Here is a 15492-nt window from a genome sequence, read left to right on the forward strand (position 1 = left end):
AAGCAAATCCGAAGCCTCAAGGACAGCAACAGCTATTTTGACCGCTAGGCCGAGACCGGGCCACGCGAGACGGTTTCTGTCCTTTCTGGCTGGAAAACAACTGGAGTCAGCAAATGAAAAGGTTTCTTGTCGACATCGGACTCTTGATCTCCACGTTCAGGGGCAGATGATGCTCGCGCAATTCCTGCAATTCCTTTTCTCGGGCGTTACCGTCGGGGCGACCTACGGACTGGCCGCATTGGGCTTTACGCTGATTTACAACGCCAGCAACGTGATTAACTTCGCGCAGGGCGAATTCATCATGCTCGGTGGCATGCTAGCGGTCTTTTTCACCCAGGCCGGATTGCCACTGCCGGTGGCGCTGGTGCTGTCCATCCTGGTGCCGGCCATCGTCGGCGTGCTGCTGGAAAAGCTGGCAATCGAACCGGTCAAAGGGGCCGAGACGGTCACCCTGATCATCATCACCATAGGCGCTTCCCTGGTCCTTCGCGGCCTGATCCAGGTCTGGCTCGGCAAAGGTACCCACAGCCTGCCAGCATTCTCCGGCGAAGTCCCGATGGCCGTACTGGGCGCGACCCTGATGCCGCAAAGCCTGTGGGTGCTGGGCGTCACTGTGGTGGTCGTGGTCGCACTCTGGTATTTTTTCAACCGAACCATGCACGGCAAGGCCATGCTGGCCACGTCATTTAATCGGGTGGCAGCCGAATTGGTGGGGATCAACACCAGTTGGGTGCTGTTCATGAGCTTTGCCATGTCGGCTGCACTGGGTGCGTTGGGTGGCATTCTGGTAACGCCGATTACGCTGACCTCGTACGACGTAGGCATCATGCTCGGCCTCAAAGGTTTTGTCGCTGCGGTCGTTGGTGGCCTGGGCAATGGTCTGGGTGCCGTACTTGGCGGCTTGTTGGTGGGTATTCTGGAGGCGATGGGTGCGGGCTACATCTCGTCGGCGTACAAGGACGCGATTCCCTTCGTGCTCATCCTGTTCATGCTGTTCTTCATGCCACGCGGCCTGTTTGGCGGTAAATCATCGGACCGGGTGTGACATGAAAAACAGCGCCTACCTCGGCTTGTACCTCATCGTCGCGATTTTACTGGTGCTGCCCTTTGCAATACCCAACAGCTTCTACATGGATCTGGCAATTCGCATGGCGATCAACGCCATCATCGTGCTGGGCCTGAACCTGCTGATCGGCTTTGCCGGCCAGATCAGCATGGGCCATGCTGGTTTCCTCGGTATTGGTGCCTATGCATCTGCCGTGCTGCCCACCCACTTCGGCTGGCACCCCCTGCTCGCCATGGGTGGCGGCGCGCTGACAACCGCTTTACTGGCGGCGGTGCTGGCGCGGCCGATCTTCAAGCTCAAGGGCCACTACCTGGCGATGGCCACACTGGGCCTGGGCATCATCATCAACATCGTGCTTCGCAACGAGGCAGACCTGACCGGCGGCCCCGACGGCATGCCGGTGTCGGCGCTCGGACTGCTGGGATTTGAGTTGTCCAGCGACAAACATTGGTACTGGGTGGTGGCCTTGCTGCTTTCGGTCAGCGTCTGGGCCTCGCTCAACCTGATCGACTCGCCTTTTGGCCGCGCCTTGCGCGCCTTGCATGGCTCAGAGGTGGCGTCCCAGGTCGCCGGTGTCGATGTTGTGCGCTACAAGGTGTCGATCTTTGTCATCTCGGCGGTCTTTGCCAGCCTGATGGGCAGCGTCACTGCCCATTACGTCGGTTTTGTCACTCCCAACTTCGCCGACTTTTTTCATTCAATTGAACTGGTCACCATGGTGGTAATTGGCGGCATGGCCTCGGTTTATGGCTCCCTGGTTGGCGCCGTGCTGCTCACGGCTCTGCCCCAAGCACTCGCCTCGTTCGAGGGCTGGGAGACGGTGGCCTTCGGCACCATCCTGATGAGCTGCATGATCTTCATGCCCAAGGGCCTGGTGCCGACACTGGTGGACAAATTCAGCAAACGAGCCTAAGCATGGCACTTCTTGAAGTCAAACAACTCTGCGTTCACTTCGGTGGCGTCAAAGCAGTGCAAAACGTCAGCTTCAGCATTGAGGCGGGAACAATCTATGCCGTGATCGGACCCAATGGCGCGGGCAAGACGACACTGTTCAACCTGATCACCGGGATTTACGCCCCTACCAGTGGCGAAATCAAGCTGGACGGCAACTCGATAGCAGGAAAGACGCCTAACGAACTCGCCAAATGCGGCGTCTCCCGAACTTTCCAAAACCTGCAGGTATGCATGAACATGAGTGCCATCGAGAACGTGATGGTCGGAGCCCACCTGCGCCTGGACCGCAACCCCCTCAAAGCAGCGCTGCGTTTACCTTCTATTACGCGCCGGGACGCGGAGTTGCGCACCGAATCAGCTGAGCTGATGCGATTTGTCGGACTGGATGCTTACATCCAAGCGCGCGCCGACAGCATGCCATATGGCACCCTTAAGCGGCTGGAGGTCGCCCGCGCACTGGCCTTGAAGCCACGCATCGTTTTTCTGGATGAGCCCGCAGCCGGGCTGAATCCGAAAGAAACCATCGAGGTCGATGACCTGATACGCAAGGTGGCTGATTCCGGTGTCACGGTCGTGCTCGTAGAGCACGACATGAAGATGGTAATGAACCTCTCCAACCGCATTCTCGTACTCAACTACGGGGAAAAGCTGGCTGAAGGGACGGGGGAAGAAATTCGCAAAAATCCCGACGTGATCGCCGCATACCTTGGCGTCAACGCATAAACCAAGAACCTCTCGCATGCAAGCACTACGCATCATCTGCGAACAACACGCCAATTTGTCGCGCCTGGCTACAACCATCGACTTTGTCGCCGAGGAAATAGAAGGCGGTAGCAAAGTCAATCCGGTCTTCTTCCAATCGCTCTTTGAATACATCGAACAGTTTGTCAACCATTGTCTCCCTCTGAAGGAAGGCGATTGTTCACTTCGCGCTTTACGTCTACGCAGTCCGGATGCCGACGCCATCCTCGACCCCTTGCAGGAGGAACATCGCAACGGACAGGAAATTCTCAGAGCCTTGCGTGGCCAAACTATGGACGTCGCCAATGGCCAATTGGCGTCCCCCGCGTTTGCGGCCGCGTTGCGTATCTATACGACCGGACTGAAAAGCCGCATCCGAATCGAGAGGCAGTTTGCGATGCCACTTGCCCGCGAGGTCCTGACCGCAGAAGACTGGGCGCAAATAGATCGCGCCTTCCTGGCTAACGAGGACCCGCTCCTTGGCGACAAGGTTAAGGCGCAGTTTCCTGAAATACTTCACCGCATCGCCCACCTGGCGACAGCGTCGGTCGGTGCGGGCGGGCAGACGACCAGCCGTTCGCAGGCCAGTTCGCCACCTGTTGGGTCTGATGTGCTTCTGCGTGTGTCGGAGATGGAAAGTTGCTACGGCCGCATCAAGGCCTTGAAAGGCATCAACCTGGAAGTACGCCGTGGGGAAACGGTGGCGCTGGTAGGCGCCAATGGCGCCGGGAAGACCACCTTTTTACGTGCCGTCTCCGGTGTACAGCCGATGAGCGCCGGCAGCATCGACTTCGACGGCGAAGACATCAGCAAGGTGCGTTCGGACATGCGCATGCGCCGCGGCATCTGCCAAAGCCCCGAGGGGCGCCAAGTGTTCAGGCCGCTGTCGATCGAGGACAACCTGCGACTGGGGGCCTACACGCAGCCCAAGCACCAAATCCAAGGTGATCTGGAGAGGGTCTTCTCAATGTTCCCTATCCTCAAGGAAAAACGGCTGCTGCCGGCAGGAACCCTGTCTGGGGGTCAGCAGCAGATGCTGGCGATTGGCAGGGCGTTGATGGGACGACCGAAGCTGCTGCTGCTCGACGAACCGTCCATGGGACTGGCTCCACTGATGGTGAGAGATGTGTTTAACGTCATTAAGACGCTCAAGGACCAGGGTATGACCATTCTGTTGGTTGAGCAAAACGCCTTCGCCGCGCTCGCAATTTCCGATCGTGGCTACGTACTGGAAACCGGCCACATCACCTTGACCGGCACCGGCCGGGAATTGACTAGCAATGAACAGGTGCGTGCGGCGTATCTGGGCATGTGAATCGCAAACAGGAGACAACCATGCAAGTAGCCCTTGAACATATCGAGACCGCCAGTCGTGACGAAATATCTGCCCTGCAACTCGATCGCATCAAATGGACGCTGCAGCACGCTTACGACAACGTGCCGCACTACAAACAAAAATTTGATGATCAAGGCGTTCACCCAGCCGACCTGAAAACCCTGGCTGACATGGCCAAATTTCCGTTCACCACCAAGATCGATCTGCGCGACAACTACCCATTTGGTCTTTTTGCCGTGCCCCGCACCCAGGTGGCGCGCCTGCACGCATCTTCCGGCACAACAGGAAAACCAATTGTCGTCGGCTACACAGCCAAAGATATTGATAACTGGGCCAATCTGATGGCGCGGTCGATCCGCGCTGCCGGTGGCCGCGCCGGCGACACCTGTCACATCGCCTATGGCTACGGCTTATTTACTGGCGGTCTGGGTGCGCACTACGGTGCCGAGCGCGCCGGCTGCATGGTGGTGCCGATGTCAGGCGGGCAGACGGAAAAGCAGGTGCAGTTGATTCGTGACTTCCGGCCAGAGATCATCATGGTGACCCCGTCCTACTCGCTGGTCATTGCGGAGGAGTTCGAGCGCCAGGGCATCAAACCGGACGACATATCCCTGAAAATCGGCATCTTCGGTGCCGAACCGTGGGGTCATAACATGCGCTGCGAGATTGAGCGCAAGCTGGGCATCGACGCCATCGACATCTACGGACTGACCGAAGTGATGGGCCCCGGCGTCGCCTGCGAGTGTATCGAATCCAAAGATGGCCCGGTGATTTGGGAAGATCATTTTTACCCCGAAATCATCAATCCGGATACTGGCGAAGTAGTCGCGGATGGCGAGTATGGTGAACTGGTCTTCACCTCACTGTCCAAGGAAGCCACGCCAGTGATCCGCTACCGCACGCGCGACCTGACCCGGTTGCTGGAGCCGACCGCGCGCAGCTTTCGCCGCCTGGATCGCATTACCGGGCGCTCCGACGATATGCTGATCGTGCGAGGCGTCAACGTGTTCCCAAGTCAGATCGAAGAGCAGATCCTGCGCGACAAGCGCTTAGGAGGCACCTACCAGATCCTGCTCAACCGCGATGGTCACCTCGACAACGTCGAAGTGCGGTGCGAAATTCAGCGTGAGTTCTCGGGCCATTTTTCGCCTGCCGACACCGAGGCGATCAGCAAGGAATTGCAGCACCATATCAAGACTTTGGTCGGGATCTCGACGCGGATCACCATCATGGAATATGACTCCATTCCGCGCACGCTGACCGGCAAAGCGCGCCGCGTGATCGACACGCGCCCCAAACAATCCTCGGCGTACTGATATGGCTGAAGCCTTGATCTGCGATGCCATTCGCACCCCCATCGGCCGCCATGGTGACACACGGGCCATGGCAAATGCGGGGGTGGCGCCGCGCATTCATGGGCAGTGGCCCGGCGCCGGCGGTGCGCAGAGTGTGGAACGCTTCACATTTTCGCGCGTGGCGGACGATGAGGCACGGGTCCATCCCAATGGCGGCAATCGCGATAGGGCATTCTCTAGGAATGAGTGGCGCTCGTCTGGTGACGACCGCAAGTTACGAACTGGCACGGCACGGCATGGCATGGCATGGCATGGCATGGCGGGCGCTATGCGCTTTGCACCATGAGTATCGGCGTTAGGCAAGGTATTGCGCTCAATTTCGAACGCATTTAATTTTCAACCAGGAGACAAGACCATGAAATTCAAATTGAAATCTATCGCTCTTTGTGCAGCTGTTGTTCTTGGAAGCTTTAGTGTTTATGGTGCCGACCCCATCAAGATTGGCTCCATACTTTCTATCACCGGCCCGGCCGCCTTCCTCGGTGATCCAGAGTTGAAAACACTGCAACTGTATGTTGAAGAGTTAAACAAAAAAGGCGGCGTGATCGGACGTCAAGTGCAGTTGGTCCATTACGATGACGGCAGTGACGCGAATAAAGCCAACGGGTTTGCGAAGCGCCTGATCGATGATGACAAAGTCGATATCTTGATAGGCGGTACTACTACGGGCTCGACCATGTCGATGGTGCCACTAGCAGAAAAAGCAAACATCCCATTTATCTCCTTGGCCGGCGCCGTAGTCATCGTCGAACCGGTGAAGAAATGGGTTTTCAAGACACCGCATACCGACCGCATGGCTGCCGAAAAAGTGTTTGAGAACATGAAGAAGCGCGGCATCAGCAAGGTCGCACTGCTGTCGGAAACCAGCGGTTTTGGTCAATCCGGCAAGAAGGAAACCGAAGGGGTTGCGGCCAAATATGGCATCACATTGGTCGCCAGCGAAACCTACGGTCCTAAAGACACCGATACCAGCCCGCAACTGACGAAAATCAGAAACGCGGCAGGTGTGCAGGCAGTGTTCGTGTTCGGTTTGGGTCAAGGTCCAGCCATTGTCGCCAAGAATTACAAGCAACTCGGTATCACCTTGCCTATGTATCAGTCACATGGCGTGGCCTCTGATGAATTTCTGAAGCTGGCAGGTCCGGCAGCCGAAGGAATTCGTCTTCCCTCGCCTGCTCAGTTGATCCCCACAAAGTTGGCCGCCAACGATCCTCAAAAGCCAGTGGTGACGGCCTATACGCTCGCTTATAAAACGCGCTACCAGCAGGATGTATCGAGCTTTGGCGGCTATGCCTACGATGGTTTGATGATTGCGGTCGATGCGATCAAGCGCGCTGGTGGTACTGACAAAGCCAAGGTGCGAGACGCCATCGAAGCCACTCGCGGTTACGTAGGCTCAAGCGGCAATGTAAATATGTCGACGACTGACCACATGGGCCTCGACCTGTCGTCCTTTCGCATGCTAGAAATCAAAGGTGGCGATTGGAAGATTTCCGACCCTGACGCCACTGGCAGTACCGTAAGCGTCAAATAATTTCCGAGCTGGGCCGTGCTTGAACCCGATCGGCCCACTTGACAGTCTGCGGTAAAGCCCAGGCCAAACAAGACTTCGGCAACTTGGGATCGCGCACGGTGTCCCAGCGCCAGCGTATCAACGCCCGCGAATTAAACTGACGCAGTCCAACATGCTGCGTAATATCCAATTTGTCCAAGTTGTGATCCAGGAAGGTGGGTAGCTGGTACTGCGGTTCCAGGGCAAGCAGGTCAACCGCAAACAAGACCTGGCGCAGGCTGGCCATTGGCCGAACCGCTAGTGGGAGAACATCGTGCTGCTCCATCGCAATTCATGCTGCATCGCTTCTTGGCCTTGCCGGCTTTTTTTCGAAATGAAGGTCTTCGATTGTCAAACGGTCGGAATGCTCAGCAAATTGCTAATTTACCCAATCTGCTTCAGGAGCTCTGCCATGCTCTGCTGAATATCAAGTCCGGAAGTATTGACTGTCACGTCGGCCTTACGGTACATAGGCTCTCGCCCCGCCAATATCCGCTCGAGATCTTGCATAGCCTCGCGGTTGTCACCCATGGGCCGCTGGTCTCCCTGTGCTACGACGCGGGTCATATGCTCGGCGGCGCTCGCCTTGAGCCAGACCGTGTAACAGGAACTGAGCAATTCATCGAATGTTGCGGGTTCGGTGGCAATACTACCCCCTGTAGACAGCACAAAACGATCATGGCTCTGGATGATCGCTTCCAACGAGCGCCGTTCATACCGGCGATAAGCGGCTTGTCCATAGAGCGAAAACACTTGAGACAATGTCGTCCCCGCAGTCTGTTCGATAACTTCGCCGAGTTCGATGAAAGCGACCCTCAGATGCGCCGCAAGTAATTTGCCTAAACTTGTCTTGCCCGCCCCACGCAGCCCGACCATGGCGATACGATGACGGCGATCCTTTTTTTCAAAAGTACTCCGAAGCAGTTTTTGGGCCTCTCCCAACTGACTCGGTGACAAACGCGAGAGAAACTGACCGAGCAGTGTGAGTTCCGCCGGCTGCTCCGGCCCTACCCGAATGATCTCTTCCAGCGGCATGGCCATTGCCTGCGCGACTTGGCGCAGACGAAGAATGGAAATATTGCCCTCTCCGCTTTCCAGTTGCGCAAGATAACGCACCGACACCCCCGAATCGCGTGCCAAAATTCCCCGAGTCATTCCCCGTCGCACCCTTAGATCACGAATGTGCTCGCCAAGACCATGCAGATACTGGCTATCGTCGTCTCGTAATATCGACGCTGGCGATTTTTCTAAATTATTTTTGCTCATAAGTTCGATCACACATAATGTGCATTATGTTGCCATTATGATTGACCGGAGTACATCCCACGGCCCTGTGGCGAACTCAACAAGCGGCGAGCAAAACAAGCGACTACGCTCAATAGGTCATAGCGCACCCGCAGTTTGCACAAGCTGTTGACCCCCCCTGCGCTCAACTCTACGACCTGATGTCTGGCGCGCTGAATGGGTGTTGGCTGGCGTCCGGTCACCTCCTGTCCGCGCCCTTGGTATGAGAGCGCGGCAGCGCCAGCGAAGATGCGACCGCTACAAAAGCGGACGCAACTCGCGCGCCGCTTCAAACAACAAAGGCAATAGATCGCGCTGCATGACCAGCGCCGAGATGCGGCTGTCCGATGCCACCACGTTGAGCGCTGCCACCGTCACGCCCTTGCTGTTGCGCAGCGGAACCGCCAGCGCATGAACACCCAATTCATGCTCTTCGCTGGCGATACAAAAATCGTTCTGGCGAATTTTTTCTATGAGAGCACGAAACGAGCGGACGTCGACCGTGGTTTGGGGAGTCAGGCGTTGCAAATACCGCCCTTTCATCCATTCATTGAACGCAATTTTGGTTTTGGCGGCCAACAAGACCCGCCCTGTCGACGTGGCGTGGGCGGGCAGTCTTGCCCCCATGTGAAGGCCATAGGCAATCACGCGCCCGCCTCCGGTTGCCAATGAGTTCCGGTCGTTTCCACTGCGCGCCACGATCACCACCTCGTCGCCGTCGAGAACCACCGCTGAACACGATTCCTGCGCCTGAATAGCGAGCCGGCTCAGCGTGGGCTGTAGCGCGCGAGGCAAGCGGGCGGACGCGAGATAATTGCCCGAGAAGCGAAGTACTTTGCTGGACAACCAGAAGTAACTGCCATCGGTTTCAAGATAGCCGAGGTAGGCCAACGTCAACAGGTGACGGCGTGCGGCAGCACGCGTCAGACCCGCCCGCTCAGCCGTCAGCGTGGCATTGAGCCGCTGTCGCTCAGTATCAAAACTCTCCAGCACGGCCATTCCCTTGGCCATGCCTTCAATCAAATCCGCCTTGGCAATAGTCATGGGCTGCCTTCAGTTTCATTTCAAATAACTGTGCGTTCATCGCGCAACCGGCGCAATCATCGCACAACTCATGAACTCGGCACTTGCGCATGAAAAACCAGTGACTAAGCTCAAACCATTGAAGGTAGGAGCTCCAATGCAAGTTCAAGTTGCCATCATCGGCCTGCATCAAAGTGCCCGGACTGCAGACACATGCTGTCCGCTGGGTCAGCCGATGCGATGAGTCATTTCCAAACGGCTTCGCGATCAATCTCTCACTGACGAAGGAAAGATCAAATGACAGAACACAGCGTGTCACTGGTAATGGCCGGCAGCGGCGGGGCGGGTGTTGTAACGGCCGGTTCGCTGCTGCTAGAAGCGGCCGGCAAAGCCGGCTGGTATGCCTTGATGAGCCGCTCGTCCGGACCGCAGATTCGTGGTGGCGAGGCAGCCACAATGCTGCGTTTTGCGACGGAGCCCATTTTGTCGCACGACGACAGCTTTCACCTGTTGATGGCCATCGACTGGGACAACATTGGCCGCTTTTCGGCTGAGATTCCATTGATCGGTGCCAGCCTCATCGTCGGTGACCCCGTGCACGGCCCAGCCCCGGTAGCGTTGCTGAGCGGGCGGCCGCGCGAGGCGGCATTGGCGATGACGGCAATAGCCGGCCAAATCGAACATGGCCGCCCGAACATGGTCGCCCTGGGCGCGATCGCCGCCATGATCGGGCTGCCGACGCAGGCCATGCAGGCGGTGGTCGAGCAGCATCTTGGGCGCAAGGGGCAGGAGGCAATCAACGCCAGCATGGCCGCCTTTCACGCCGGCTTTGCCGCAGCGGCTGAGCTGCCAGAGATTCCGAAGCTGCCGGCCGTCACTGCCGGCCCGCAGAAGCGCTGGAGCATCACAGGCAATGAGGCGGCTGGCCTTGGCGTCATCCGTGGTGGTGTGCGCTTTGTCGCGGCCTACCCGATCACACCTGCCACCGAAGTCCTCGAATGGCTGGCCCCATCGCTGGCCAAGGTTGGCGGCGTGCTGGTGCAAGCCGAAGACGAACTGGCTTCCATCAATCAGATCATCGGCGCTTCCTACGGTGGCGTGCCGGCCATGACTGCCACCTCGGGCCCGGGCCTGTCCCTGATGATCGAATCGCTCGGATTGGCAGTGGCCGCCGAGGTGCCGATTGTGGTGGTCGATGTGATGCGCGTCGGACCCTCGACCGGGATTGCAACCAAGTCGGAGCAAAGCGACCTCAACATCGCGGTTTACGGTTTGCACGGCGACGCTCCGCATATTGTGGTGGCGGCGAACTCGGTCGCTGATTGCCTGTTCACCAGCCAGTGGGCCGTGCATCTGGCCGAGGCTATGCAGACCCCCACCATCGTCCTGACCGATCAGGCCATGGGCCAGTCGAGGGCGATTCTTCCGCGTCCTGCGAAGCTGGCCTTTATCGGTCAGCGCGATACCGCTAAGGCCGCTGTTGTCGGCGAACATTACAAGCGCTATGCCGTGACTGCCTCCGGCGTTTCGCCGATGGCCATTCCCGGCGCCGCAGGCCTGGCCCACACCGCGGACGGACTCGAACACAACGAGTTTGGCACGCCGTCGTCGCAAGCGTCGGACCACCTGTCGCAAATGGACAAACGCAGCCGCAAGCTGACCCAATTCAATTACGGCGACCACTGGGCCGACATCCTCGATGCCGACGCAGGTCCGGGCGACATGGCAATCATCACCTGGGGCTCCTCGACCGGCCCGGCGCGCGAAGCCTTGAACCGATTCTCGGCGGCGGGCGGCAAGGTCCGCTTGATTTCGGTACGACTGATCGCCCCGGTCCAACCCGGAAAATTGGCCGTGGCGCTGGCAGGAATCACGCGGGCCCTGGTCGTGGAGCAATCGCACAGCGGTCAGTTTTATCGCATGCTGCGGGCGTTCTACGATCTGCCGCTTGAGACGCGCTCCTTGCACCAGGCTGGCCCGCTGGGATTCGGCCCGGCCCGGATTCTCGAACAACTCAATCGCTTGAGAGCGTGATGGAATCTGTAGTGCGCAAATACAAGGCCAAGGACTACAAGTCCGAACTCAAACCGATCTGGTGTCCCGGCTGCGGCGACTACACGGTCCTCAATGCGATAACTCGTGCCCTGGCCGAACTCGCACTGCCCCCGGAGGGGGTCGCGATCGTCTCCGGGATTGGTTGCTCCTCACGTATCCCGGCCTATACCAGCGTCTATGGTTTCCACGGCGTACATGGCCGTGCCTTGCCGGTGGCAACCGGTCTCAAGCTGGCGCGCCCCGATCTCACAGTGCTGGTGACGGGCGGTGACGGCGACGGCTTCTCGATTGGTGGAAACCATTTCATACATGCCTGCCGCCGCAATGTAGATCTGACCTATATCGTGATGGACAACCAGGTCTACGGCATGACCAAAGGCCAGGCCTCGCCGACTACGGCACCTGACTGGGAGGGCAGCAAGCTGACTCCTGCGGGGACCGGAATCAATCCGTTCCAGCCGCTGGTGGTGGGTCTGGCATCGGGAGCCAATTTCATCGCCCGCGTTTCCAGCAGCGATCCCGTCAACATGGCCCAAATCATTGTCGAAGCGATTCGCCACCCCGGATTTTCACTGGTGCAGGTGCTCAGCCCCTGCGTTACCTTCCGCCCGGAGCAGGCCGAATGGCGTGACATCGTACGCGCCGCGGTGGTCGACTACACGGACGATGCCGCCCGCGCCGCCCGCCGCTTAATGACCGATGACGGCTTCAATGTGGGCAAGGTTCTCTTCAAGGGCTCCCGCCCGCCCTATCGACCAGAATTCGAGCGCGCCAATGGGTCCATTGCGGAGCTGGAATCGAAGTTCGTGCTATGACTAAAAACCTGACGGACGGCACCACCGTTCAAACCGTTCATGAACTTCTCGCGCATGCGCTGGCGATGGAGACCGAAGCCGCAGAGCGCTATGGCGAGCTGGCGGACCAGATGCAAACCCACCGCAGGACAGCCGTCGCGGCGATCTTTCGCCGCCTCGAAATTGCGGAGCGAAACCATTTGGTCGATTTCACCGCAATGTGCGAGGATGTCCCGCTGCCGCACTACGCCCCCTGGGACTTCAAGTGGCGAAGCAATGAAAGCCCGGAAGCAATCGACATCGGCCGGGTGCACTATCACCTGTCGGTGCGCGAGGCCCTCCAGCTCGCACTTGAGCACGAGCACGAGGCGACAGAGTTTTATGCCGGCGTTGCCGATACGGCGCAAGCCCCTGATGTCATCGCGTTGGCGCGCCAGTTCGCTCTGATGAAGAACGCGAACACATTGGCTGGCTGGAAGCCTGTTTGGCCGAATCCGGGTCCGGCGATTCGATGGCAGGCGAGGACCCCGATCCGCCACTGTGTCAGGAATAGCCATGCGCGGCAGGCCAACCGTCCGCGGCAATATTTTTGAACCCATTACCAGTCGAGGGGAAACACAAATGGCGCTACTCATCAACGACCTCTGCATCGCCTGCGATGTATGTCTGGCACCCTGTCCGAACAAGGCGATCAGCGCCGGCGAGGACATTTTTTTCATCGACCCCGCACTGTGCACGGAGTGCGTGGGGCACCACGCGATCTCCCAGTGCGTCAAGGTCTGCCCGGTACGCGCCATCGTTCCCGATCCGGCGCACCGCGAAAGCAAGGATGAGCTGCAGGCGAAGTACGAGTATCTGAAGGCGCAAAAAGCCGCTTGACGAATCACGACCAATAGGAGCTAGGGACATGGCAATCAGAGACAAACTGGAGCGACTCGTCGCCCGAATGTACGACACGCCGCAGTACAACTCGCAGGGGGCAGTGTTGTTCGTCGACCTTGAGCAGCGCGCGATGCTTAAAAAGTACCTGCCGCTGGAGGTGCTGCGGAATTTTCTCGGCGGACGTGGCGCCAACATGTGGCTGCTCTACAACCTGATGGAAGAAGAGCGCGAGGCACTTGATCCCGATATCCCCCTGATCTTCGGCTCCGGCGTGTTGACCAGCAGCATGCCGTCAGCCACACGCGGCAACATCACCAGCAAGTCCCCTGACAGCTATGCGATTCTCGATGCCAATGCCGGCGATTACTTTCCGTCCTTCCTGCGTTGTCACGGCTATGACCATGTCGTGCTGTTCGGACGTTCAGCCGCCTGGACCATGCTCAAGATTTCCTATGACAAGGCCGAGTTCATCGATGCCGCGCCCTATGTCGGGCTAAACAATCTCGACATGGCCGCCGCGATTGAGCGTGATTTCGACTGCGTCGAGCGCGAGGACATGGCGCTTGCTCGCATCACCAGCTCAGGCGAGAACCAGGTGCTGTGCAGCGGCATCATGGGCGGCGTCAAGGCGATCTGGGCCCGCGGCGGCGGCGGCGCCAAGATGGGCTCGCTCAAGGTCAAGGCCATCATGATCCACGGCGCGCCCAAGGACCTGCAGCCGGTGCAACCCATGGCCAAATACAACAAGATTATCGGCAAGAAGATTATCTCGACCAGCGTGATCAAGAACGCCTTGAAGATGGTGGGCACGCCCTTCCTGTACAAGCCGAGTCGCGTCCTGTGTGCCCTCGGCACCAAAAACAACCAGGAAACGAGTTGGTCAGCCAATCTAGACGCTGACAATTTCGATCCCTATCGCCCGGGAATGGACGGTTGCTATCTCTGCCCGGTGCATTGCCGCAATCAGAATGACATGACGCCCGAAGCCCAGGCCGGCTGGGGCGCCTCGGCCCTCAAGGGTCTGACCGGCAATGCCAGTTACGACAAGGAGCAGGCATCGATCGAACACGGCAAGCAGCACACCTACAACGGCATTCACGATGACGGAAAGTACGACCAGTACGACAAAGGCGACGGCCCAGAATACGTCACGCTGGGCAAGTTCGGCCCGATGATCGGCATCAAGCAACCCGAGCAGGTGCTGCGTCTGAACAATATCCTCAATGACCTTGGGCTCGACTCGGCCTCCACCGGAAGCTCGATTGCCTGGGCGATGGAGCTGTACCAGCGCGGCATCATCACGGCCAAGGAGACCGGCGGCATCGATCTGACCTGGGGCAACTATGAGGTCATCGAACAACTGTTGTTCATGACCGCCAGACGCGAGGGCTTTGGGGGCACCATTGCTGACTCGGCGCGTGCGGTCGAACGCGGCAAATACCCGGCCAGCGCGCTCGATTACCGCATGGCAGTCAAGGGCCTGTTCCAGTCCGATCCGCACGATTCACGCATTTTGAAGGCATTCGCCCTCGGGTTGTCGGTAGCAACCCGCGGCATGGATCACTTGCGCAACCGCGTCACGCTCGAGATCAACGCGCGTATCAACGACGATCCAGCGTTCAAGGCGGCCTTGTACCACGGGACCGTTTCGGCCGCGCCGAACAGCTACGAAGGCAAGGAATATGCCGTGCGCAAGTGCGAGAACAACTTCGCGGTGGGTGATTCGGTAGGCATGTGCCGTTTCAACACCAAGCTGTTCAACTCCCCGACCCTGCCCGACCTGAACGATTTCGCCACCCAGCTCGGAGCGTTGACGGGTGAGACCTTTGTCGAGGCCGAGCTCGACGAGATCGGCCGCAATGTCACGGGGATCGAGCGCATGCTGAATTTTCGCTTCGGCCTGCGCGCCAAGGACGACACCCTGCCCCGCCGCTGGTTTGAAGAAGCACTGACCGACGGTCCCTTCACTGGCGAGAAGATCGACCGCGCCGAGTTCGCCGCCATGAAGAAGCGCTTTTACAACCTGACCGGCCTGAATACCGAAGGTACGCCGGCCGTCGACTGGCACGAAAAGCTCTCAAGCCTGATCACCGGCTTTGCCGTGCGGGTCCATTTGCCAAGACCACTGCCCGGCGCGCCGGAAAAGGTCGTGATCATCGACGAAAACGTCAGCAATGTGACTGCCCTGCGCCAGGCCCTGTTGCGCAAGCTTCCCGAGGCGGCCAGCGATCTGAACGACAGCACCTGGAATATTGCTGTCAATGGCCACATGGTGCTGTCGGGTGAAACCTCGGTCCGGATTGCGAGCGGAGACCACGTTTTGTTGGTGCCCATCATCGTCGGTGGATGACATGAGGCAGCTCAGCAGTGCTATGCAGTGCAGTGCACTGCGAATGACACAGGCAAGGAATGGCGCCGCCACCGCCATTCCCGCACAAGCATTCGACGCC

Annotated in this window: 14 protein-coding genes and 2 pseudogenes; 13 read left to right on the plus strand and 3 right to left on the minus strand. The window is 58.7% G+C overall.

Translation table 11 applies throughout. The annotated features are described in order from the left end of the window. The first annotated feature begins 166 nt into the window (after positions 1 to 166). The 8 genes and pseudogenes from HHJ18_RS04965 to HHJ18_RS04995 all read left to right on the plus strand — a co-directional run bounded on the left by HHJ18_RS04965 (position 167) and on the right by HHJ18_RS04995 (position 6986). Complete coding sequence (locus tag HHJ18_RS04965; RefSeq protein WP_366558805.1) at positions 167 to 1045, plus strand: branched-chain amino acid ABC transporter permease; 879 nt, start codon at positions 167 to 169, stop codon at positions 1043 to 1045. Position 1046: 1 nt separating this feature from the next. Continuing rightward, positions 1047 to 1979 (plus strand): branched-chain amino acid ABC transporter permease, encoded by a 933-nt coding sequence (locus tag HHJ18_RS04970; RefSeq protein WP_296912183.1) that lies wholly within the window; start codon positions 1047 to 1049, stop codon positions 1977 to 1979. Between the two features lie 2 nt (positions 1980 to 1981). Beyond that, entirely contained in the window at positions 1982 to 2743 is a 762-nt protein-coding gene (locus HHJ18_RS04975; protein ID WP_296912186.1) for an ABC transporter ATP-binding protein, read from the plus strand. Between the two features lie 16 nt (positions 2744 to 2759). Then, positions 2760 to 3152, plus strand: a pseudogene (locus tag HHJ18_RS20945) (hemerythrin domain-containing protein); the annotation flags it as partial. A 240-nt stretch (positions 3153 to 3392) separates the two neighbouring features. Next, on the plus strand, positions 3393 to 4076 hold the full coding sequence (locus HHJ18_RS04980) for an ABC transporter ATP-binding protein (RefSeq protein WP_296912273.1): 684 nt from the start codon (positions 3393 to 3395) through the stop codon (positions 4074 to 4076). A 20-nt stretch (positions 4077 to 4096) separates the two neighbouring features. Next, positions 4097 to 5413 (plus strand): phenylacetate--CoA ligase PaaK, encoded by a 1317-nt coding sequence (gene paaK / locus HHJ18_RS04985; RefSeq protein WP_296912188.1) that lies wholly within the window; start codon positions 4097 to 4099, stop codon positions 5411 to 5413. 157 nt (positions 5414 to 5570) lie between these two features. Further along, positions 5571 to 5785, plus strand: a pseudogene (locus tag HHJ18_RS04990) (hypothetical protein); the annotation flags it as partial. A 22-nt stretch (positions 5786 to 5807) separates the two neighbouring features. Continuing rightward, complete coding sequence (locus HHJ18_RS04995) at positions 5808 to 6986, plus strand: ABC transporter substrate-binding protein (RefSeq protein WP_296912191.1); 1179 nt, start codon at positions 5808 to 5810, stop codon at positions 6984 to 6986. Here HHJ18_RS04995 and HHJ18_RS05000 read toward each other — a convergent pair. The 3 genes from HHJ18_RS05000 to HHJ18_RS05010 form a co-directional block, all read right to left on the minus strand. Next, the gene (locus tag HHJ18_RS05000) at positions 6979 to 7251 is read right to left on the minus strand and encodes a hypothetical protein (protein WP_296912193.1); all 273 of its coding nucleotides are present in this window, start codon (positions 7249 to 7251) and stop codon (positions 6979 to 6981) included. The two genes, HHJ18_RS04995 and HHJ18_RS05000, sit on opposite strands and share 8 nt — an antisense overlap. Before the next feature lie 137 nt (positions 7252 to 7388). Next, on the minus strand, positions 7389 to 8282 hold the full coding sequence (locus HHJ18_RS05005) for a helix-turn-helix transcriptional regulator (RefSeq protein ID WP_296912195.1): 894 nt from the start codon (positions 8280 to 8282) through the stop codon (positions 7389 to 7391). 264 nt (positions 8283 to 8546) lie between these two features. Then, the gene (locus HHJ18_RS05010; protein ID WP_296912197.1) at positions 8547 to 9332 is read right to left on the minus strand and encodes an IclR family transcriptional regulator C-terminal domain-containing protein; all 786 of its coding nucleotides are present in this window, start codon (positions 9330 to 9332) and stop codon (positions 8547 to 8549) included. 276 nt (positions 9333 to 9608) lie between these two features. Here HHJ18_RS05010 and HHJ18_RS05015 point away from each other — a divergent pair, with 276 nt between their 5' ends. From HHJ18_RS05015 to HHJ18_RS05035, 5 genes are read left to right on the plus strand one after another with little or no spacing between them, the layout of a single operon-like run. Continuing rightward, positions 9609 to 11345, plus strand: coding sequence for a 2-oxoacid:acceptor oxidoreductase subunit alpha (locus HHJ18_RS05015; protein WP_296912201.1), 1737 nt, complete (start codon positions 9609 to 9611; stop codon positions 11343 to 11345). Beyond that, on the plus strand, positions 11345 to 12181 hold the full coding sequence (locus HHJ18_RS05020) for a 2-oxoacid:ferredoxin oxidoreductase subunit beta (protein WP_296912203.1): 837 nt from the start codon (positions 11345 to 11347) through the stop codon (positions 12179 to 12181). Before HHJ18_RS05015 ends, HHJ18_RS05020 begins: the two co-directional genes overlap by 1 nt. Then, positions 12178 to 12753, plus strand: coding sequence for a ferritin family protein (locus HHJ18_RS05025; protein ID WP_296912205.1), 576 nt, complete (start codon positions 12178 to 12180; stop codon positions 12751 to 12753). Before HHJ18_RS05020 ends, HHJ18_RS05025 begins: the two co-directional genes overlap by 4 nt. Positions 12754 to 12781: 28 nt before the next feature. Beyond that, positions 12782 to 13039 carry a YfhL family 4Fe-4S dicluster ferredoxin gene (locus HHJ18_RS05030; RefSeq protein WP_296912207.1) on the plus strand — a complete coding sequence of 86 codons (258 nt, stop codon included), beginning with the start codon at positions 12782 to 12784 and terminating at the stop codon, positions 13037 to 13039. A gap of 28 nt (positions 13040 to 13067) precedes the next feature. Beyond that, positions 13068 to 15392 (plus strand): aldehyde ferredoxin oxidoreductase C-terminal domain-containing protein, encoded by a 2325-nt coding sequence (locus tag HHJ18_RS05035; protein ID WP_296912209.1) that lies wholly within the window; start codon positions 13068 to 13070, stop codon positions 15390 to 15392. Positions 15393 to 15492 lie beyond the last annotated feature (100 nt).

The sequence above is a fragment of the Polaromonas sp. genome (assembly GCF_012927455.1).
Classification (GTDB): Bacteria; Pseudomonadota; Gammaproteobacteria; order Burkholderiales; family Burkholderiaceae_C; genus Polaromonas.

Coding starts and splice junctions, on each gene's coding strand:
- HHJ18_RS04965 (WP_366558805.1), top strand. CDS start 167: ATGATGCTCGCGCAATTCCTGCAATTCCTTTTCTCGGGCGTTACCGTC.
- HHJ18_RS05025 (WP_296912205.1), top strand. CDS start 12,178: ATGACTAAAAACCTGACGGACGGCACCACCGTTCAAACCGTTCATGAA.
- HHJ18_RS05015 (WP_296912201.1), top strand. CDS start 9,609: ATGACAGAACACAGCGTGTCACTGGTAATGGCCGGCAGCGGCGGGGCG.
- HHJ18_RS05035 (WP_296912209.1), top strand. CDS start 13,068: ATGGCAATCAGAGACAAACTGGAGCGACTCGTCGCCCGAATGTACGAC.
- HHJ18_RS05030 (WP_296912207.1), top strand. CDS start 12,782: ATGGCGCTACTCATCAACGACCTCTGCATCGCCTGCGATGTATGTCTG.
- paaK (WP_296912188.1), top strand. CDS start 4,097: ATGCAAGTAGCCCTTGAACATATCGAGACCGCCAGTCGTGACGAAATA.
- HHJ18_RS05020 (WP_296912203.1), top strand. CDS start 11,345: ATGGAATCTGTAGTGCGCAAATACAAGGCCAAGGACTACAAGTCCGAA.
- HHJ18_RS04995 (WP_296912191.1), top strand. CDS start 5,808: ATGAAATTCAAATTGAAATCTATCGCTCTTTGTGCAGCTGTTGTTCTT.
- HHJ18_RS04980 (WP_296912273.1), top strand. CDS start 3,393: ATGGAAAGTTGCTACGGCCGCATCAAGGCCTTGAAAGGCATCAACCTG.
- HHJ18_RS05000 (WP_296912193.1), bottom strand. CDS start 7,251: ATGGCCAGCCTGCGCCAGGTCTTGTTTGCGGTTGACCTGCTTGCCCTG.
- HHJ18_RS05010 (WP_296912197.1), bottom strand. CDS start 9,332: ATGACTATTGCCAAGGCGGATTTGATTGAAGGCATGGCCAAGGGAATG.
- HHJ18_RS04970 (WP_296912183.1), top strand. CDS start 1,047: ATGAAAAACAGCGCCTACCTCGGCTTGTACCTCATCGTCGCGATTTTA.
- HHJ18_RS04975 (WP_296912186.1), top strand. CDS start 1,982: ATGGCACTTCTTGAAGTCAAACAACTCTGCGTTCACTTCGGTGGCGTC.